We start from the raw sequence: 19212 nt of genomic DNA, 5'->3' as shown, positions 1-19212 counted from the left end.
AGTTATTTATAAAAAATAGTTTATCTATTAATGTATATCCAACCTACTTTTGGTTCGGTATTATCTCCTAAATCTAAAACATAATAGTAAGTACCAACAGGTAATTTTTTTGATTTTTGAATATTTACTCTTCCGTTAGAAATTCCTTTCCAGTTATTTTTATAACCTTTAGCTTTAAAAACAGTATTTCCCCATCTATTGAAAATCTCTAGTGTGTTGTTAGGGTATTTTTCTATACAACTGATTACAAAAGAATCATTTCCTCCATCATTATTAGGCGTAAATATATTGTATACTTCTAAACATTTAGGTGCTGCTACAGCATAGGCAGTATTATTTTGTGTATCACTATCATTAGCTCCTTCAAAGTTGCTGATTGTAGCGGTATTTATATAATCTCCAACGCCTAAAACTTCCGCAATTATATATAAGGTTTCGTTGTCTCCACTATTTATAGTAGGTACATTCCAGTTTCCTGTTGTATCAGAATAAGAACCTACTGAACTAGTGTAAGAAATAAAGGTATATCCGCTAGGTATTACTTCTTTTATATTGATGTTATTAGCTGTAACTGTACCTTTATTTGTTAGTGTAATAGTAAATTCAACTTCACTGTTAACTATTGGATTTAAATTATCAACCGTTTTGGTTATGCTTAAATCAGATGAGCCGTTAAAAATACTTATTGTAGGATCTTCAAAATCGCCATCATTATCAATATCAGTATTTGTTAAATCATCAATATCATCAGAATCTTCTTTTATAGTATCAGTACTATTTATTACAGTTCCACTTACGTAAGCTGTGTTTGAAACATATTCATTATTGATATCAGCAATAGTAACTGTGTGTTCAGCTGTGGCTACAAAAACTTCTCCAGGAGCTAACGATGGAATTGTATTAGCACTTGTTATAATAGCATTGGCATCAGAAATAATAAGATTTAACAATGTTACATTACCGTTGTTAGTAATAGTAATATTGTAGGTTAGTATTTCTCCAATATTAGTGTAAGATAATTTATCTACAGTTTTTGTTACGTTAATTGTTGCGCTTTGTGGAGTAAGCGTTATAGTTGCATCATCAGGTTCACCATCACCATTTGTATCATTATCTGTTGGGTTATTTGGGTCATCAGATTCATCAGTAATACTATTTCCATTAGTATCTTGAGCTGTAACAATAGCTGTGTTGGTTACATAACCTGCATTTAATTCATCTTGTGTAATAGTATGACTTGCTGTAAATACAACTTGTTCTCCTGGAGAAATTGATGCAATATTATTAGGAACTACACTTCCTGTATCAGCATTTGTATCAGAAATAATAATATTACTAAGTGTTACATTACCTGTGTTAACAGCAACTAGGGTATAAGTAATAACTTCACCTACGGCATTCCATAGACCATCGGGAGCAATATCAGCAGATTTTATTAATGATATTGCTGGCGTTTGTATCATAGTTGTACTTGTTGTGTCATCAGGTTCACCATCACCATTTGTATCATTATCTGTTGAATTGTTTGGATCATCCGAAGTATCTGTTATTGTGTTTCCAAAAGTACCAACTGCATTTACAGTAGCCGTATTTAAAACAACTCCTGTATTTAAATCGGTTTGAGTAATTGTATGAATTGCTACTGCGTTTATACTTTCACCTGGTGCAAGTGTCGTTATTGTATCAGGAAAAATACTTCCTGCATCAGCATTTGTATCAGAAATAACAATATTACTAAGCGTTACATTACCTGTGTTAGTAATAATAATAGCGTAGTTTATTTGTTCATCTATTGTGTCGTAAGCTCCATCGGTAGCTGGTAAAGTTTCTTTTGTTATACTGATGCTTTCTTTTGTGTTTAATATTGAAACTGTAGCATCATCAGGATTACCATCATTGTTATTATCTACATTTGTACTATTATTAGGATCATCCGAAGTATCAGAAATAATAGAACCATTAGGATTTTGTCCTTTAACTATGGCACTATTGGTTATAGTTCCTTTATCTAAATCAAACTGAGTTAATGTATATGTTGCACTAAATGTAGTATTGTCAGTTTCAGAAGGAAGTAATGTTATTGGCATTCCGCTAACGTTTACTAATGGATCTGAAATATTGATATTACTTATAGTTAAGTTTCCTGAGTTGGTAACAGTAAATATATAATTGATTGTTTCGCCTACATTTGCAAATCCGTTTCCATCAATATCGTTAAATATGGCTGTTTTGTTTAAATTTAATTGAGGATTTCCTGTAAGACTTGTTACTGTAGGATCATCTGGATCTCCATCTCCGTTTAAATCGATATTATTAGGATTGTTAGGATCATCAGAATAATCACTTACATCAGAAACAATTCCACCATCAGTATCAAGACCTGTTGCAATTGCTGTATTTGTTAAGCTTCCTGCATCGATATCTTGTTGAGTAATGGTATAAATAGCTGAAAAATGAGTGTTATTTACTTCAGAAGGATTTAAAGTAATAGCTCCTCCTAAAACTGTAACAATAGGATCTGTAACAATAATATTAGTAATAGTAACATTACCAACGTTTCTAATATCAAAAGTATAAGAAATAGTTTCCCCTGTTTGAGGATTTCCATCTCCGTTTTCATCATTAAAAGTTCCTACTTTGTATAGCTCTAATTTAGGAGTTCTAATAAGTGTTGTTATTGTCGCATCGTTATCATCTGTTGTTGTTGGATCATCAGAAGTATCTACAATATTATTTCCCGAAGGAGTTGTTCCGTTAACAGTTGCTGTGTTAATAATATTACCAGTATTTACATCAGCTAAAGTTAATGTGTAGATAGCTGTAAAAGTAGTACTATTTGTTTCTCCAGGAATTAATGTTATTGGATTTCCAGAAACTGTAACAATCGCATCTGTTATATTAATGTTAGAAATAGTAACGTTTCCTGTGTTAGATACATCAAAAATATATTTAATTTGTTCTCCTACTTGAGCTAATCCGTCATTATTAGTATCTATAAAAACACCTGTTTTTAATAATGTTAATTCTGGATTATTAGCTAAAGTCGTAATAGTTGTATCATCAGGTTCACCATCATTATTTATATCATTATTAGTTGTGTTATTTGGATCATCAGAAGTATCGGTTACATTATTTCCATTGATAGCTTCTCCGTTTACGGTAGCTGTATTGGTAATAATTCCTAAATCGATATCTGATTGAGTAATTACATATTCAGCATAAAATGTATTGTTATTTGTTTCTGCTGAGGTTAATGTAATTGGTCCACCATTTACTGTTACTAAAGGATCTGTAATAGTGATGTTATTTATTGTTATGTTTCCTGTATTTGTTATATTAAAATTATAGGTTATTGTTTCTCCTACTTGCGGAAAGTTATCACCATTTTCATCATTAAAAATGGCTATTTTTTCTAGTGATATTGCTGGCTTTTGAGATAATACAGTATTTGTTATATCATCAGGTTCACCATCATTATTTGTATCATTATCTGTTGGGTTATTAGGGTCATCAGAAGTATCTTCAATAATATTTAAAGAAGGATCTGTAGCCATAACATTAGCCGTATTCTTAACAAAACCATTGTTTAAATCATTTTTTGTAATAGTATGTTCTGCATTGATAATTGTACTAGCTCCTGGTATTATTTCGGAAATTGTAGCTGGGTTTATACTTCCTATATCAGCATTACTATCAGTTATATTGATGTTTGTTAATGTGGTGTTTCCTGTGTTAGTTACAATTAATTTATAGGTGATTTTTTCATCAACAGTATCATAACTTAAATCTGTTGCAGGTAACGATTCTTTTGTTAAACTAATACTTCCTTTAACTGGTAAAGTTGTAATAGTTGTATCATCAGGTTCACCATCACCATTTGTATCATTATCTGTTGGATTATTAGGGTCATCCGAAGTATCAGTAATAGTATCGCCATTAGGACTTTGTCCGTTTACAATTGCAGTATTGATAATCGTTGCTGTATCAATATCTAATTGATTAATTGTATAAACAGCCGTAAACATTGTGCTATTGTTTTCTAAAGGATTTAAAGTTATTGGCGTTCCCGAAATGCTTACTAAAGGATCTGTTATTATGATATTCGAAATAGTAACATTTCCTGTATTGCTAACATTAAAAGTATATACTATTGTTTCACCTACTTGTGTTATTCCATCGCCATTTTCATCTTGAAAAACACCTGTTTTAGTAACACTCATTTTTGGATTAGCAACTAAAGTAGTAATGGTTGCATCATCAGGATCTCCATCATTATTTAAATCGATATTTGTTGTGTTTGTAGGATCATCAGAAATATCAGTAATACTATTTCCTGAAGGATTTGTACCTGATACAGTTGCACTATTAGTTGTATTTCCTGAATTGATATCTGCTAATGTTATGGTATAAGTAGCAGTAAAAGTAGTGTTGTCAGTTTGATTTGGATTTAAATCGATTGAACCTCCATTTACCGTTGCTTTAGGATCATTTATAGTGATGTTAGTGATAGAAACATTACCTGTATTTCTGATATCAAAAATGTATGTAATTGTTTCTCCTTCGTTAGGAAATCCATTTTGATTTTCATCATTAAACTGAGCCGTTTTTAATAATGATAATTGAGAATTTTGAGATAATGTTGTTATTGTAGCATCATTATCAGCAGTTGTTGTAGGGTCATCTGAAGTATCAGTAATAATTGTTCCGTTTGGAGATGTTCCTGATACAGTTGCAGTATTGGTAATAGTTCCGTTATTTATATCATTTTGAGTTAATACATAATTAGCTGTAAAAGCAGTACTATTGGTTTGATTTGGAGCTAAGGTTATTGCGTTACCAGTAACGGCTACTATCGGATCTGTTATTAAAATATCAGAAATAGTAACATTTCCTGTGTTTGTAACATCAAAAGTATAAATTATTGTTTCGCCAACTTGTGCTAAATTATCGCCATTAGCATCTATAAAAACTCCTGTTTTTGATAGCGTTAATATTGGTTTTTCAATAAATGTAAATATGGTTGTATCATCAGGTTCACCATCTCCATTGACATCATTATTTGTTGAGTCGTTAGGGTCATCCGAAGTATCAGTTATAACTGTACCACTTGGTGAAGTTGCCGTAATAGTTGCTGAATTTGTGATACTTCCTGCATCGATATTTGCTTGAGTAATTGTATAGGTTGCAAAAAATGATGTAGTATCTGTAGCTCGAGGAGCTAAACTAGCTAATGATCCGTTAACGTTAATTAAAGGATCGTTTATTAAAATAGAACTTAACGTTACATTTCCTATATTAGTTACGGTAAAATTATAAGTTAATGTTTCCCCTTGTTGAGGTGTACCATCGTTATTTTCATCATTAAAAGTAACTATTTTATCGAATGATATTGATGGATTTTGATCTAATAATGTAATCGTATCATCATTAGGATTTACCGTATTAGGATCATCAGAATTACTAGTAGTTATTGTTCCGCAAGAATCGCTTACTGTAGCTATAGCACTGTTTATTACTTTTCCTGCATCTAAATCTGCTTGAGTAATTGTATGCGAAGCGTTAAAAACTGTACTTGCTAATGGTGCAATTGTAGTTACTAATGATGGTGTAATACTACCTGTGTTTGCATTTGCATCAGTAATAGTAACATTGTTAACATCAGTATTTGTTTTGTTTTGTACTGTAATTTGATATTCAATAATTTCTCCTAATGTATTATAACTTCCGTCTAAAGCAGGTATAGCTATTTTTGTGACAGCTATTTCTGTTTTTGGACTAACATTTACAGTATATGTATAAGGTATTCCTACGCAACTATTGTTAGAAGTTGGTGTTATTGTGTATACGATTGTTTGTGTATTTTGAGTCGTATTTATTAATGTATCTGTAATACTAGTTGTATTAGAAACTGTTGTTGTTTGCCCTGTAACATTTGTATTTAGTGAAGCTACCCAAGAAAATGTAGTATTGGTAATATTTACATCTGTTTTTAAATCATGATTTAAAGAGATTCCGTTACAAGTAATATCTGTAGGAGCTATTGCATTAAAAGGTTCTGGATTAACAGTTACTGTATATTTAAATGTATCACCTTTACAACCGTCGCTATTAAAAGGAGTAATTGTATATATTATATCTTGATTATTTCCAGAGATGTTTTTTAGGTTATCGTTTAATATTGTTCCGTTACCATTTAAAGCACCACTTATATTCGGATTTGTTGTGGCTAACCATTCAAATGTAACATCAGTAAGACTTGTTAAATTAGTAAGGTCTGATGTTAAAGATGTATTACTACATATTATTTTTGATGTATCTGAAATGTTTAAAGTTGAGGTTACATCGATAGTATAGGTGTAGGTGTATACATCCGTATTTCCTGAGCAATCAGTGTATGTAAAGGTGTATATTTTAGTACCATCACAAATAGGAGATGTATTTTCTGTAATTACTGGAATAATATTATTTCCACAAACATCTTCTACAATAGGAGCTGTTGGTTGAATTGCATTAATAATATTATTTACTGTTGATATTCCATTAGTTTGGTTAATCGTAAAAGTAGGAATATCGATAGTGTAGGTATATTTCCACGGAGTAACTAATCCTGAGCAATCAGTATACGTGTAATTATAAACTCTTGTTCCTTCACAAGTAATCGAGTTTGGTGTATCAATTGTTGAAATTAACACTGCACTTATATCATTTCCACAGGCATCCACAATTCCTGTTGGAGGTGTTGGAGTAGTTGTATCAGCCAAACATTCTACATCGCTTTGACCATCTGCAGTTGAAATAATTGGCGCAGTAATTAAGTCGATAGTGTAGGTATATTTCCACGGAGTAACTAATCCTGAGCAATCGGTATACGTATAATTATAAACTCTTGTTCCTTCGCAAGTAATCGAATTTGGTGTATCAATTGTTGAAACTAAAACAGCAATAACTGAATTTCCACAAGCATCCACAATTCCTGTTGGTGGTGTTGGCGTAGTTGCATCAGCCAAACATTCTACATCGCTTTGACCATCTGCAGTTGAAATAATTGGCGCAGTAATTAAGTCGATTGTATAAGTATATTTCCACGGAGTAACTAATCCTGAGCAATCGGTATAAGTATAATTATAAACTCTTGTTCCTTCACAAGTAATCGAGTTTGGTGTATCAATTGTTGAAATTAACACTGCACTTATATCATTTCCACAGGCATCCACAATTCCTGTTGGAGGTGTTGGAGTAGTTGTATCAGCCAAACATTCTACATCGCTTTGACCATCTACAGTTGAAATAATTGGCGCAGTAATTAAGTCGATAGTGTAGGTATATTTCCACGGAGTAACTAATCCTGAGCAATCGGTATACGTATAATTATAAACTCTTGTTCCTTCGCAAGTAATCGAATTTGGTGTATCAATTGTTGAAACTAAAACAGCAATAACTGAATTTCCACAAGCATCCACAATTCCTGTTGGTGGTGTTGGCGTAGTTGCATCAGCCAAACATTCTACATCGCTTTGACCATCTACAGTTGAAATAATTGGCGCAGTAATTAAGTCGATAGTATAAGTATATTTCCACGGAGTAACTAATCCTGAGCAATCGGTATACGTATAATTATAAACTCTTGTTCCTTCACAAGTAATCGAGTTTGGTGTATCAATTGTTGAAATTAACACTGCACTTATATCATTTCCACAGGCATCTTTAATTCCTGTTGGAGGTGTTGGCGTAGTTGCATCAGCCAAACATTCTACATCGCTTTGACCATCTGCAGTTGAAATAATTGGCGCAGTAATTAAGTCGATAGTATAAGTATATTTCCACGGAGTAACTAATCCTGAGCAATCGGTATAAGTATAATTGTAGACTCTTGTTCCTTCACAAGTAATCGAGTTTGGTGTATCAATTGTTGAAATTAACACTGCACTTATATCATTTCCACAGGCATCTTTAATTCCTGTTGGAGGTGTTGGCGTAGTTGCATCAGCCAAACATTCTACATCGCTTTGACCATCTGCAGTTGAAATAATTGGCGCAGTAATTAAGTCGATAGTATAAGTATATTTCCACGGAGTAACTAATCCTGAGCAATCGGTATAAGTATAATTGTAGACTCTTGTTCCTTCACAAGTAATCGAGTTTGGTGTATCAATTGTTGAAATTAACACTGCACTTATATCATTTCCACAGGCATCTTTAATTCCTGTTGGAGGTGTTGGAGTAGTTGTATCAGCCAAACATTCTACATCGCTTTGACCATCTGCAGTTGAAATAATTGGCGCAGTAATTAAGTCGATTGTGTAGGTGAATTTCCACGGAGTAACTAATCCTGAGCAATCGGTATACGTATAATTATAAACTCTTGTTCCTTCGCAAGTAATCGAGTTTGGTGTATCAATTGTTGAAATTAACACTGCACTTATATCATTTCCACAGGCATCTTTAATTCCTGTTGGAGGTGTTGGAGTAGTTGTATCAGCCAAACATTCTACATCGCTTTGACCATCTGCAGTTGAAATAATTGGCGCAGTAATTAAGTCGATTGTGTAGGTGAATTTCCACGGAGTTATTAATCCAGAACAATCGGTATAGGTATAATTATAAACTCTTGTTCCTTCACAAGTAATCGAGTTTGGTGTATCAATTGTTGAAATTAACACTGCACTTATATCATTTCCACAGGCATCTTTAATTCCTGTTGGAGGTGTTGGAGTAGTTGTATCAGCCAAACATTCTACATCGCTTTGACCATCTGCAGTTGAAATAATTGGCGCAGTAATTAAGTCGATTGTGTAGGTGAATTTCCACGGAGTTATTAATCCAGAACAATCGGTATAGGTATAATTATAAACTCTTGTTCCTTCACAAGTAATCGAGTTTGGTGTATCAATTGTTGAAATTAACACTGCACTTATATCATTTCCACAGGCATCTTTAATTCCTGTTGGAGGTGTTGGAGTAGTTGTATCAGCCAAACATTCTACATCGCTTTGACCATCTGCAGTTGAAATAATTGGCGCAGTAATTAAGTCGATTGTGTAGGTGAATTTCCACGGAGTTACTAATCCAGAACAATCGGTATAGGTATAATTATAAACTCTTGTTCCTTCACAAGTAATCGAGTTTGGTGTATCAATTGTTGAAACTAATACGGGATTTATATCATTTCCACAGGTATCTTTGATTCCTGTTGGAGGTGTTGGAGTAGTTGCAGATGCTAAACATTCTACATCGCTTTGACCATCTGCAGCTGAAATAATTGGCGCGGTAGTTAAATCGATAGTATAAGTAAATTTATAAATTGATACATTTCCTGAGCAATCAGTATATGTATAGGTATATATTTTTTCACCCTCACAAGTAGGGCTTGTATTTTGAGATATTACAGGTGTAATCGGATTTCCATTGATATCATTTACAATAGGTACAGTTGGTTGTGTCGCATTTGCAATACAACTTACAGTTGCAGTTCCATCTGTTGGTAATGTAATTGAAGGAGCAACTGTTACTGTAATAGTGTAGATAGATCCTGTACAATTATTGATTGTAGCAGTAGGAGTAATAGTATAAATAACATCTTGAGGACTTGTAGAAGTATTAATTAATGTATCTTCAATTTTATTACTTGTACTATTCGTAGTGGTTTCTCCTGTAATATTTGAATTATCAGTAGCTGACCAAGAAAAAGTAACTCCACTATTAAAATTATCAATATCTGCACTTAAGTTTTCATTTAAAGAACCTCCTGTACATATATTTAAAGATTGATTTGTATTTAATACATTAGGTGAAGGTTGTACTGTAACTTTATATGTATAAGTATCTACTACATCATTACTAGCATTTTTAGCAATAATAGTGTACACTACATCTTGATTTGCTGTACCTATATTTATTAATGTATCAGTAATATTTGTATTTGTTGATGTAGTACTTGTTTCTCCTAAAATATACGGAGTATCAGTTGCAGACCAACTAAATGATGTAACAGAGGGATTAACATCAGCAGTTAAATTATGTGCTAAAGTAGTGTTAGAACAAATGATTTCTTCAGGATTAACAGTTACAACCTCTGTAGCTATAAGATCAGCAGGAGTTATAGTACCTGTTTTAGGTGTAGTACTTACAGTAACAGTATTTGTAATATCTGTTTGATTTGTAATATCTGAAGAAGTTATTGTATAAGTTGCTGTCCATATAGCATTTAGAGTAGGAGCCAATTGATTAACAATATTATCAAGTCCATCATCAATACCAGAAGTACTTTGTAAAGTAATAGTACCTAATGCACCTGTACCAGAATGAATATCAGAAAGACTTATATCATCAAAAGTAACATTACCAGTATTAGTTATGGTATAGGTATAGGTAATTATTTGTCCTTCTTTTACATTACTATCGTCATCAGCTGTTTTTGTTACTGATATTTCTGGTACTGAAATTAAAGGAACTATTGTTGGATCATTAGTTGTAGTTGTATTGTCTGTTGGATCATCAGATAAATCAGTAACACTTCCCGTACTAGGGTCTTGAGCTCCTACAGTAGCTGTGTTTATAACTTCGGAATTATCTAAATCTTCTTGTGTGACTATATGAGTTGCTTCAAAAGTAGCGGTATCATTAGGCATCATACTATCGACAATGTTATCTGTAGCAGTATCAGTACCTGTTGTATTAATTAAGGTAACTGTATCGGCATTCGGATCTACAACATTTATGTTTGTTAATGTAACATTTCCAATACTTTTGGCAATAATTGTATATTTTATAGTTTGTCCTAATGTGTTATAAGGTCCATTAGTTTGGTTGTCGCTTATTTTTGTTACTTCTAATTGTCCAAATTGAGGAACAGTAACAATAGTAGCGTCATTTAAAGCTATTGTTGTAGGGTCATCAGAGGTATCAGTTATTAGTGTTCCTTCTATAACTTCAGTACCGCTAACAGTTGCAGTATTTGTAACATTACCATTATCAAAATCTACTTGAACAATAGTATGTTTTGCTGTAAAAATAGCCGACGCTCCTGCAGGTAAATTTGCTATTGTTGCTGGTGTTAAACTTCCTACATCAATATTTAAATCAGTAATAGTAATGTTATTTAAACTTACATTTCCTGTGTTTTTTACTGTTAATTCATAAGTTATTTCTTCACCTAAAGTATCGTATAATCCATCTAGTGCAGGTTGTGCTATTTTTTCTAAGACTAATTCTCCTTTTTGATCAATAGGAGTAATTGTAGCATCACCTAAAGTTCCGGTATCAGGATCATCAGAAGTACTTGAAATTATAAATCCGTTAGATAAAGTTCCTTGTACAGTAGCAGTATTTATAACTTGATCAGCTTCGATATCAGCTTGTGTAATAGTATGTGTTGCAGTAAAGTTAGTAACAGCTCCAATAGCTAAATTGCTTACAGAAGTAGGAGATAAGCTACCTGCATCAATATTTATATCAGAAATAGTAACATTAGGTATAATTTGGCTACCTGTATTTGTTACAACAAAGTTATAGGTGATTTTTTCACCTACAGTATCATAACTTCCATCTGTTGGAGCTTGGTCGGTTTTAGTGATTGTAAGTTCATTATTTATGATGGTAATATCTTCTGTTGGGTCATCAGTTAAAACATCAGCTTCAACTTCTGTTTGTGTATTGTTAATAGTATTTGTAACAGTAATTCCTGTAGGAACTTCGTTAACTATTGCTTTAACTATTAAAGTATGTATTTCTCCACTAAACATATCTCCAATAATCCAATTAGGAGCTGTCCATGTTCCAAAGCTAGGTGTTACTGTTTGAAAATTTAATTCTGATGGTAGTAAATCTTCTATAACTAAATTGGTTACAGGATTAATTCCAAGATGTTCAACAGTTATTGTAAACGTAACAAGATCACCTTCTATTGCTGTTGAATTGTCTACTGTTTTTTTTATCAATATTTCAGGATCACAATTATATACTGATAGTATTCCTGAGTTATAAGTACAAGTTCCTTTAGTTACTTTTACGTAAAAACCTCCAGGTTCTGTTGGAGTAAATACATTTGTAGTTGCTCCGAGTATTTCTATTCCATTTTGAAACCATTGATAAGCATCAAAATTTGCTGAAACTTCAAATACATCAGCACCAGGTAAACAACCACCTCCAGTTATATCTAGTTCAACAATGGGGACGGTATCAAAACCAGAAAAATAACCTGCAATTCCTGCAGCTCCACTAACACCTAAAAAACCTACAGCAATAGGACCTGTCGATTGAACAGAAACATTACCTGTAAGATTAGGTATGTAAAATGTTTTCCAATCTAGATTTGCACCTAAACTATGTTCATTTGTTAGTGCTTTAATACCTGTATTATCTGTAACAATTATATTTGCATTAGGAGTACTTGTTGATGCTATAATAGTAATTCCTCCATTAAAGTTTTTACCGTCTACATCTCTAATATTTGAAATATTACTTAATTTATCAGGTAACAGGCAATTAACTGGTGCAATAAAATTTAGTCCTCCAGTGTGTATTCCACTAGCTCCTGATAAATATTGATAAGCATAAACTTCTTTAGTCGTTGTAACATACATATTACCACCAACACTTGCAGGTGTATAATTACTACCATCAATAACATAATATTCACCAGTATTTAGTGTTTTAACAACAACATTATCAACTAATATATCAGTATTATTTTGGGTTGCAATAATAATAGGAGTTTCTATATCATCTACACCATTTCCTCGGATAAAAATATAATCTCTACCTAATAAATTTTCAGGAACAGGTTGATCAATTGATGCATCTCTACTATTAGTATTAATCCTCGGAGCTCCGTTTAGGTTTCCATTTGATATCGCTATTTTTTTATCAGATTGAATACTAGCACCTAGCCAACAATCAATATTTGCAACAGTGGCATTTCTATATGCTTCTAGCACATAAGTTTGACCTTTAGTAAGGGTAATTGTAAGACTATTATCAGTAATACCATCATCATCACCTTGCAGTCTAAATTCACAATCACTACCATAATTAAATATGTTGATGGTAGTTGTACCATCTTGTGTAGCCATAATACCTAATGTTGCATTTAACGATATGTGACCATTACCATAATTTGGTCTACCTCCCCATTTAAATGAAGTACCTAAAGCTTTGTCTCCTTTTGATGTTAAAGATGTTGCTTGAGATTGTGATCTTCCTCTGTAGTTAACATAAAATTTTTCGCCATTTACAGATTCAAAACGTAAACCACTATTCGAAAGTGGAATTCCTGTATTTGCGTTTGTTACAAGTGTAATGTTATTATCACCATCAGCAATATTGTATTGCCCTGGCGAGGTATTTGAGATATTAAGAGTTGCAACAGCTGTTGTATTTGTTCCTTGAAAAACATTAATATCAAAAGCTAAAATTTCTGGAGTTGAAAGATAAAAAGCTTGTTGTTTTATAGCTTGATTATTTGAACCTTGTTTTAATGGAGGTAAATAATGTACACTACTTAATTGAGAAAAAAGTAGATTAGTATATATATATATAAATATAAATAATATTTTTTTCATTTGAAGAGGTTTAGTATTAGCAATTTAACATAAATATACAAAAAATGTTTAATTAAGTCTAATTATACTATTCTAAACTTATGTGCTTTATATTAAAATAAAAGGCACTCAATACGTTTAAAACTATAAATGATTGGTACAAAAAAAAGCAACCTCATTTGAGGTTGCTTTTTTATAAAATTATTTTAGTTGAAATATTAATTCAACATATCCCATAATTTATCTTTCAATTCTTGTAAACCTAATTGAGCTACAGAAGAGATAAATAAGGCATCAATACCTTCAGGTAAATCTTTTTTAATTTCTTCTTTTAATTCGTCATCTAGCATATCTGCTTTAGAAATAGCTAATAAACGATCTTTATCTAATAATTCAGGATTATGTTTACGTAATTCGTTTAATAGAATTTCATATTCTTTTTTGATATTATCACTATCCGCAGGAATTAAAAATAATAGGGTAGAGTTACGTTCAATATGACGTAAAAAATAATGTCCTAATCCTTTTCCTTCGGCAGCTCCTTCAATAATTCCAGGAATATCAGCAACTACAAAACTTTTATGATTACGGTGTTCTACAATTCCTAAGTTTGGTTTTAGGGTTGTAAAAGCGTAATCTGCAATTTTCGGTTTTGCAGCTGTTATTACTGATAATAAAGTAGATTTTCCAGCATTAGGGAAACCAACTAAACCAACATCAGCTAATAATTTAAGCTCAATACGAAACCAACCATCTGTACCATCAATACCTGGTTGTGCGTAACGAGGTGCTTGATTTGTTGAAGATTTAAAGTGCCAGTTTCCTAAACCACCTTTTCCACCTTCTAACAATACCACATCCTGATCATGTTTTGAAACTTCATATAAAATTTCATCAGTATCGGCATCACGAATAATAGTTCCTAATGGTACAGGAACAATAATGTCTTTTGCATCATGCCCAGTACTACGACTTGCACTTCCGTCACCACCTGGTTCAGCTCTAAAATGACGTTTAAATTTTAAATGAAAAAGTGTCCACATACTTTTATCACCACGCAAAATGATGTGACCTCCACGACCACCGTCACCTCCGTCAGGACCACCTTTTGTAATATACTTTTCACGATGTAAATGTACAGACCCTCGACCTCCTTTACCAGAAGATGCGTAGATTTTTATATAGTCAACAAAATTTCCTTCAGTCATTTTTTCTAAGTTATTAGCTGTTTTATTTAAACAGCACTAATCGTTATAACTACTATTTTGAGCAAGATAAAGAAGTTTTTTTAGATACCTTCAAAATTATCGCTCTTGCTAATAATAGTAGTTTTTATAATGTATCAAATACTTCTGATAAACGTTGTGTAATCTCTTCTATAGATCCAACACCGTTTATACCGTAATAATTACCTTGTTCTTGATAAAAATCTTTTAAAATAGCTGTTTTAGTATTGTATTCGTTAAAGCGGTTTCTGATTTTACTTTCGTCAGTATCATCTGTTCTTCCGCTAGTTTTTCCTCTTTCTAATAAACGTTCAACTAATAAATCTTCAGGAACTTCTAAAGCTACCATTCCGTTAATACGTTCGTTTTTTTCACTTAAAAAAGCTTCTAAAGCTTCTGCTTGCGATTGAGTTCTTGGAAAACCATCAAAAATAAACCCGTTAGCTTCAGTATTTTTTTCAACTTCGGCTTTAAGCATATTAATAGTTACTTCATCAGGAACTAAATTTCCGTCATCCATATACGTTTTAGCAAGTAAACCTAATTCAGTTTCATTTTTGATATTAAAACGGAAAACATCTCCGGTAGAAATATGAACTAAGTTATATCTCTCTTTTAATAAATCTGCTTGCGTTCCTTTACCTGCTCCTGGAGGTCCGAATAATACGATGTTTGTCATTTTGGGTTGTGTTGTTAATTGATAAATAGCTGGCAAATTTCGTCCATAACCTTTATAATCTAAACCGTAACCGACAATAAATTTATCTTCAATACTTTTTCCGATATAATTTATTGATAGTTCTTTTCGATACACATCAGGTTTGTAAAAAAGTGTTACTATTTTTAATTCTTTTAATTGTTTTGTTTTAAAAATCTCATAAATTTCCTGCAAAGTATTTCCTGTATCAATGATATCTTCTAAAATAATAACAGTTCTGTTTGTTAAATCTTCGTTGATACCAATAAGGTTTTTTACTTTTTCAGTAGAAGTTGTTCCTTCGTAAGAAGCCAACTTTATAAAACTTATTTCACAGTCACCTTTATATTCACGTAAAAAATCTGCAGTAAAAACAAAGCATCCGTTTAAAATTCCGATAAATAAAGGAACTTCATTTTTTGGTAAATCGGCTTTTACTTGTTTTGCTAATGTTTTAACAATACTAGCTATTTCATCTGAAGAAATAAACTCTTTAAAATATAAATCGTGAAGTTTTGTGATTTTCATAATACTGCAAAGATAGTTGCTTGATTGTAAATGAAAAAACCGTTTTGAATAAAATTCAAAACGGTTTTTGTAAAATATAAATTGTAATTATACTGTTTCTTGAATTTTATCTTCTTGTTTTTCCTCTTCTTCTTTAGAAGTATCAAACATAATTGGTGTTGCTACGAATAAAGATGAATACGTACCTACAACCACACCTACGATTAATGCGAACATAAATCCTTTAATACTGTCTCCTCCAAAGAAGAAAATTGCTAACATTACTAATAATGTAGTTAAAGAGGTATTTATTGTTCTACCTAAAGTACTACTTAATGCTTTGTTAACTAAATCAGCTGTAAAGTTTTTACTGCTTCCTGCATACTCTCTAATTCTATCAAAAATTACCACGGTATCATTTAACGAGTATCCAACTACTGTTAAAATTGCTGCAATAAATGATTGTCCTATTTCCATATCAAAAGGCGTGAATTTATAACAGATAGAAAATACACCTAATACAACTAATACATCATGAAATACTGCTGCTACTGCACCAATAGAGAAAGCTATTTTTCTAAAACGTAATAAAATATATAAGAAAACAACAATTAATGAACCGATTACCGCCCATAAAGCTGATTTTTTAATATCATCAGCAATTGTTGGTTCTACTTTCATGTAGCTCATAATTCCGCTACCTGCTTTTTCGAATCCTGGTTTAAAGTCTTCATAAGAAGTAGTTCCTAAGTAAGATTTTAATCCTGTAAATAATGAGTTTTGAACTGAATCATCAACTTCACTACCTTCTTCATCAATTTTAAAAGCTGTTGTTATTTTTAATTGATTATCTGAACCGTAAGTTTTAACTTCAGGAGCAGCTCCAAAAGCATTTTTTAAACTAGAAGCAACCTCAGTTGCATTCATTGGCTGATCAAAACGAACAACATAAGAACGACCTCCTTTAAAATCAACTCCTTGTTTTAAACCTAAAGTAAAGATTGATATTAATCCAGCTAAAATAAAGAATCCAGAAATAATGTAAGCTAACTTACGTTTCTTTAAAAATTCAATGTTTATATTTTGAAACCAGTTTTTAGAGATATTTGTGTTAAAAGGTAAAGCAGTTCCTTTTTCAACAGATTTATCAATAAATAAACGAGTGATAAAAATTGCAGTAAATAAAGATGTTGCAATACCTAACATTAAAGTGTAGGCGAAACCTTTAATTGGTCCTGTTCCGAAGATAAATAAAATAACACCTGTTAAGAATGTTGTAATATTTGCATCGATAATAGCAGATAAAGCTCCTTTAAAACTAAATCCTTCATCAACGGCAGTTTCTAAAGTTTGTCCACCTTTTAAGGCTTCTTTAATTCTTTCAAAAATAATAACATTCGCATCTACCGACATACCGATTGTTAAAATAATACCAGCAATACCAGGTAAAGTTAAAACTGCATTATATGAAGCTAACCATCCGAAGATAAATAAAATGTTTACTAATAAGGCAATGTTTGCATAAAGACCCGCTTTACCGTAGTATAAAAGCATCCAACCTAATATTAATAAAATAGCTAATCCGAATGACCAAATACTTGCGTCAATAGATTCTTGACCTAATGATGGTCCAACAACTTCTGCTTGAATAATTCTTGCAGGAGCAGGTAATTTACCAGCTTTTAATACTGTTGAAATATCTTGAGCTTCTTCAACAGTCATTGTTCCTCCAGAAATTTGAGTACTTCCTCCTGTAATAGCTCCGTTTACAACTGGTGCTGTATATACGTAGTTATCTAAAACAACGGCAACAAATTTACCAACGTTATCGCCAGTCATTTTTGCCCATTTTTTAGTTCCTGTACCGTTCATTAACATAGATACAACTGGCTTGCTCATTTGATCGAAATCTTGATTTGCATCAGCAATTACATCTCCATCAATAGTAGCTTTATCATTTCTGTTCGATTTTATTGCATATAATCCAATAATTTCAGCAGTACCATCAGCACTTTTTTGTGCTTTATAATCCCATAAAAATTTAACATATTTTAAATTTGCAGGTAATAAAGCTCTTACAGATTTATCAGCAAGTAAGCTATTTACTTGTGCAGTATCTTGAACTTTAGCTTGTGCAACTAACGAGCTCATTTGTTGTTGATTTTGAGCTACATTAGGATATAAATAAGTAAATAAGTTCTTTTGAGTATCAGCTTTTTTTGTAGATTCAGTAGATTCTCCTAATAAATCATCAATATCATCTGTTTTTGTAGTGTCTTTAACCTCTGTTGTAGCAGTTACTGTATTATCTTTTAATAATTCAGCAACTCTTGCATTTGCAGTAAAGAAAAAGTTTTGAACTTCAGCATTTGTATATACTTCCCAAAACTGTAATTCAGCAGTACTAGTAATTAATTTAGTAACACGCTCAATATCTTTAGCACCTGGTAATTCAATTTGAATTCTTCCAGAGTTTCCGATACGTTGAATACTTGGTTGTGTTACACCAAATTTATCAATACGGCTACGTAATACTTCGAAAGAAGTATTAATAGAAGTATTAATTTCTTGTTGTAAAGCTAATTTTACTTTTTCGTTATTATCGTTAAATAAAATTACTTCACGATCACGTAAAGCTTTTGTTCCAAAAATTTCAGGATCACTTAATTTAACTTTTCCGTTACTAGCAGTTTCAAATTGCGTTAAAAATAAGTCTAAGTAGTTTTCTTGACTGTCTTTTTGAGCTTCACTAGCTTTTGCTAAAGCAGTTCTAAAAACAGTGTTTTCTGAGTTATTAGCTAAAGCAACTAAGATATCTTTTACAGATACTTGTAAAATAGCATTAATACCTCCTTTTAAGTCTAAACCAAGATTCATTTCACGCTCCTTAATGTCGTTGTAAGTATATTTAGCTACCCCTAAATTTACAACTTCATCATTTGCGACGCTATCCAGATATTTTCTTTCGAATTTAGCTAACTCCCTACCGCTGTTGCTTTTAGCGTTTTCCTTTGCATATACTTTAGCGCTATCTTCTACTTTATTAGCAAAAAATGTAAACGACAATTGGTACAAGCTTACTAATCCAAAAAGGATAGCAAATAATTTAATAAGACCTTTGTTTTGCATCTATTTTAATTTAAATCGAATTCTTTTTTAAAACGAGCAAATATAGTATTTCGAAAAAGGTTTGCCAATTCTTTTGCTATATTTATATGATTCATGTCTGTTTAGCGTAAATAAA

The 19212-nt window shown here is 31.9% G+C and carries 4 protein-coding genes; all 4 read right to left on the bottom strand.

From position 1 onward, the window contains the following. Window positions 1-20: 20 nt before the first annotated feature. The 4 genes from PG913_RS10795 to secDF all read right to left on the bottom strand — a co-directional run bounded on the left by PG913_RS10795 (window position 21) and on the right by secDF (window position 19097). A complete protein-coding gene (locus PG913_RS10795; RefSeq protein ID WP_271230710.1) occupies window positions 21-13559 on the bottom strand; it encodes a DUF7507 domain-containing protein in 13539 nt (4512 codons plus the stop codon). 197 nt (window positions 13560-13756) lie between these two features. Further along, a complete protein-coding gene (gene obgE / locus PG913_RS10790) occupies window positions 13757-14746 on the bottom strand; it encodes a GTPase ObgE (protein ID WP_271230709.1) in 990 nt (329 codons plus the stop codon). Window positions 14747-14870: 124 nt separating this feature from the next. Next, window positions 14871-15989: an adenylate kinase gene (locus tag PG913_RS10785; protein WP_271230708.1), complete on the bottom strand. Its 1119-nt coding sequence runs from the start codon at window positions 15987-15989 to the stop codon at window positions 14871-14873. An 87-nt stretch (window positions 15990-16076) separates the two neighbouring features. Next, complete coding sequence (secDF, locus tag PG913_RS10780; protein ID WP_271230707.1) at window positions 16077-19097, bottom strand: protein translocase subunit SecDF; 3021 nt, start codon at window positions 19095-19097, stop codon at window positions 16077-16079. Window positions 19098-19212 lie beyond the last annotated feature (115 nt).

The sequence above is a fragment of the Tenacibaculum pacificus genome, from assembly GCF_027941775.1.
Classification (GTDB): Bacteria; Bacteroidota; Bacteroidia; order Flavobacteriales; family Flavobacteriaceae; genus Polaribacter; species Polaribacter pacificus_A.
The sequence above is the reverse complement of the archived record's forward strand: the minus strand, read 5'-3'. Positions and strand labels throughout refer to the sequence as shown.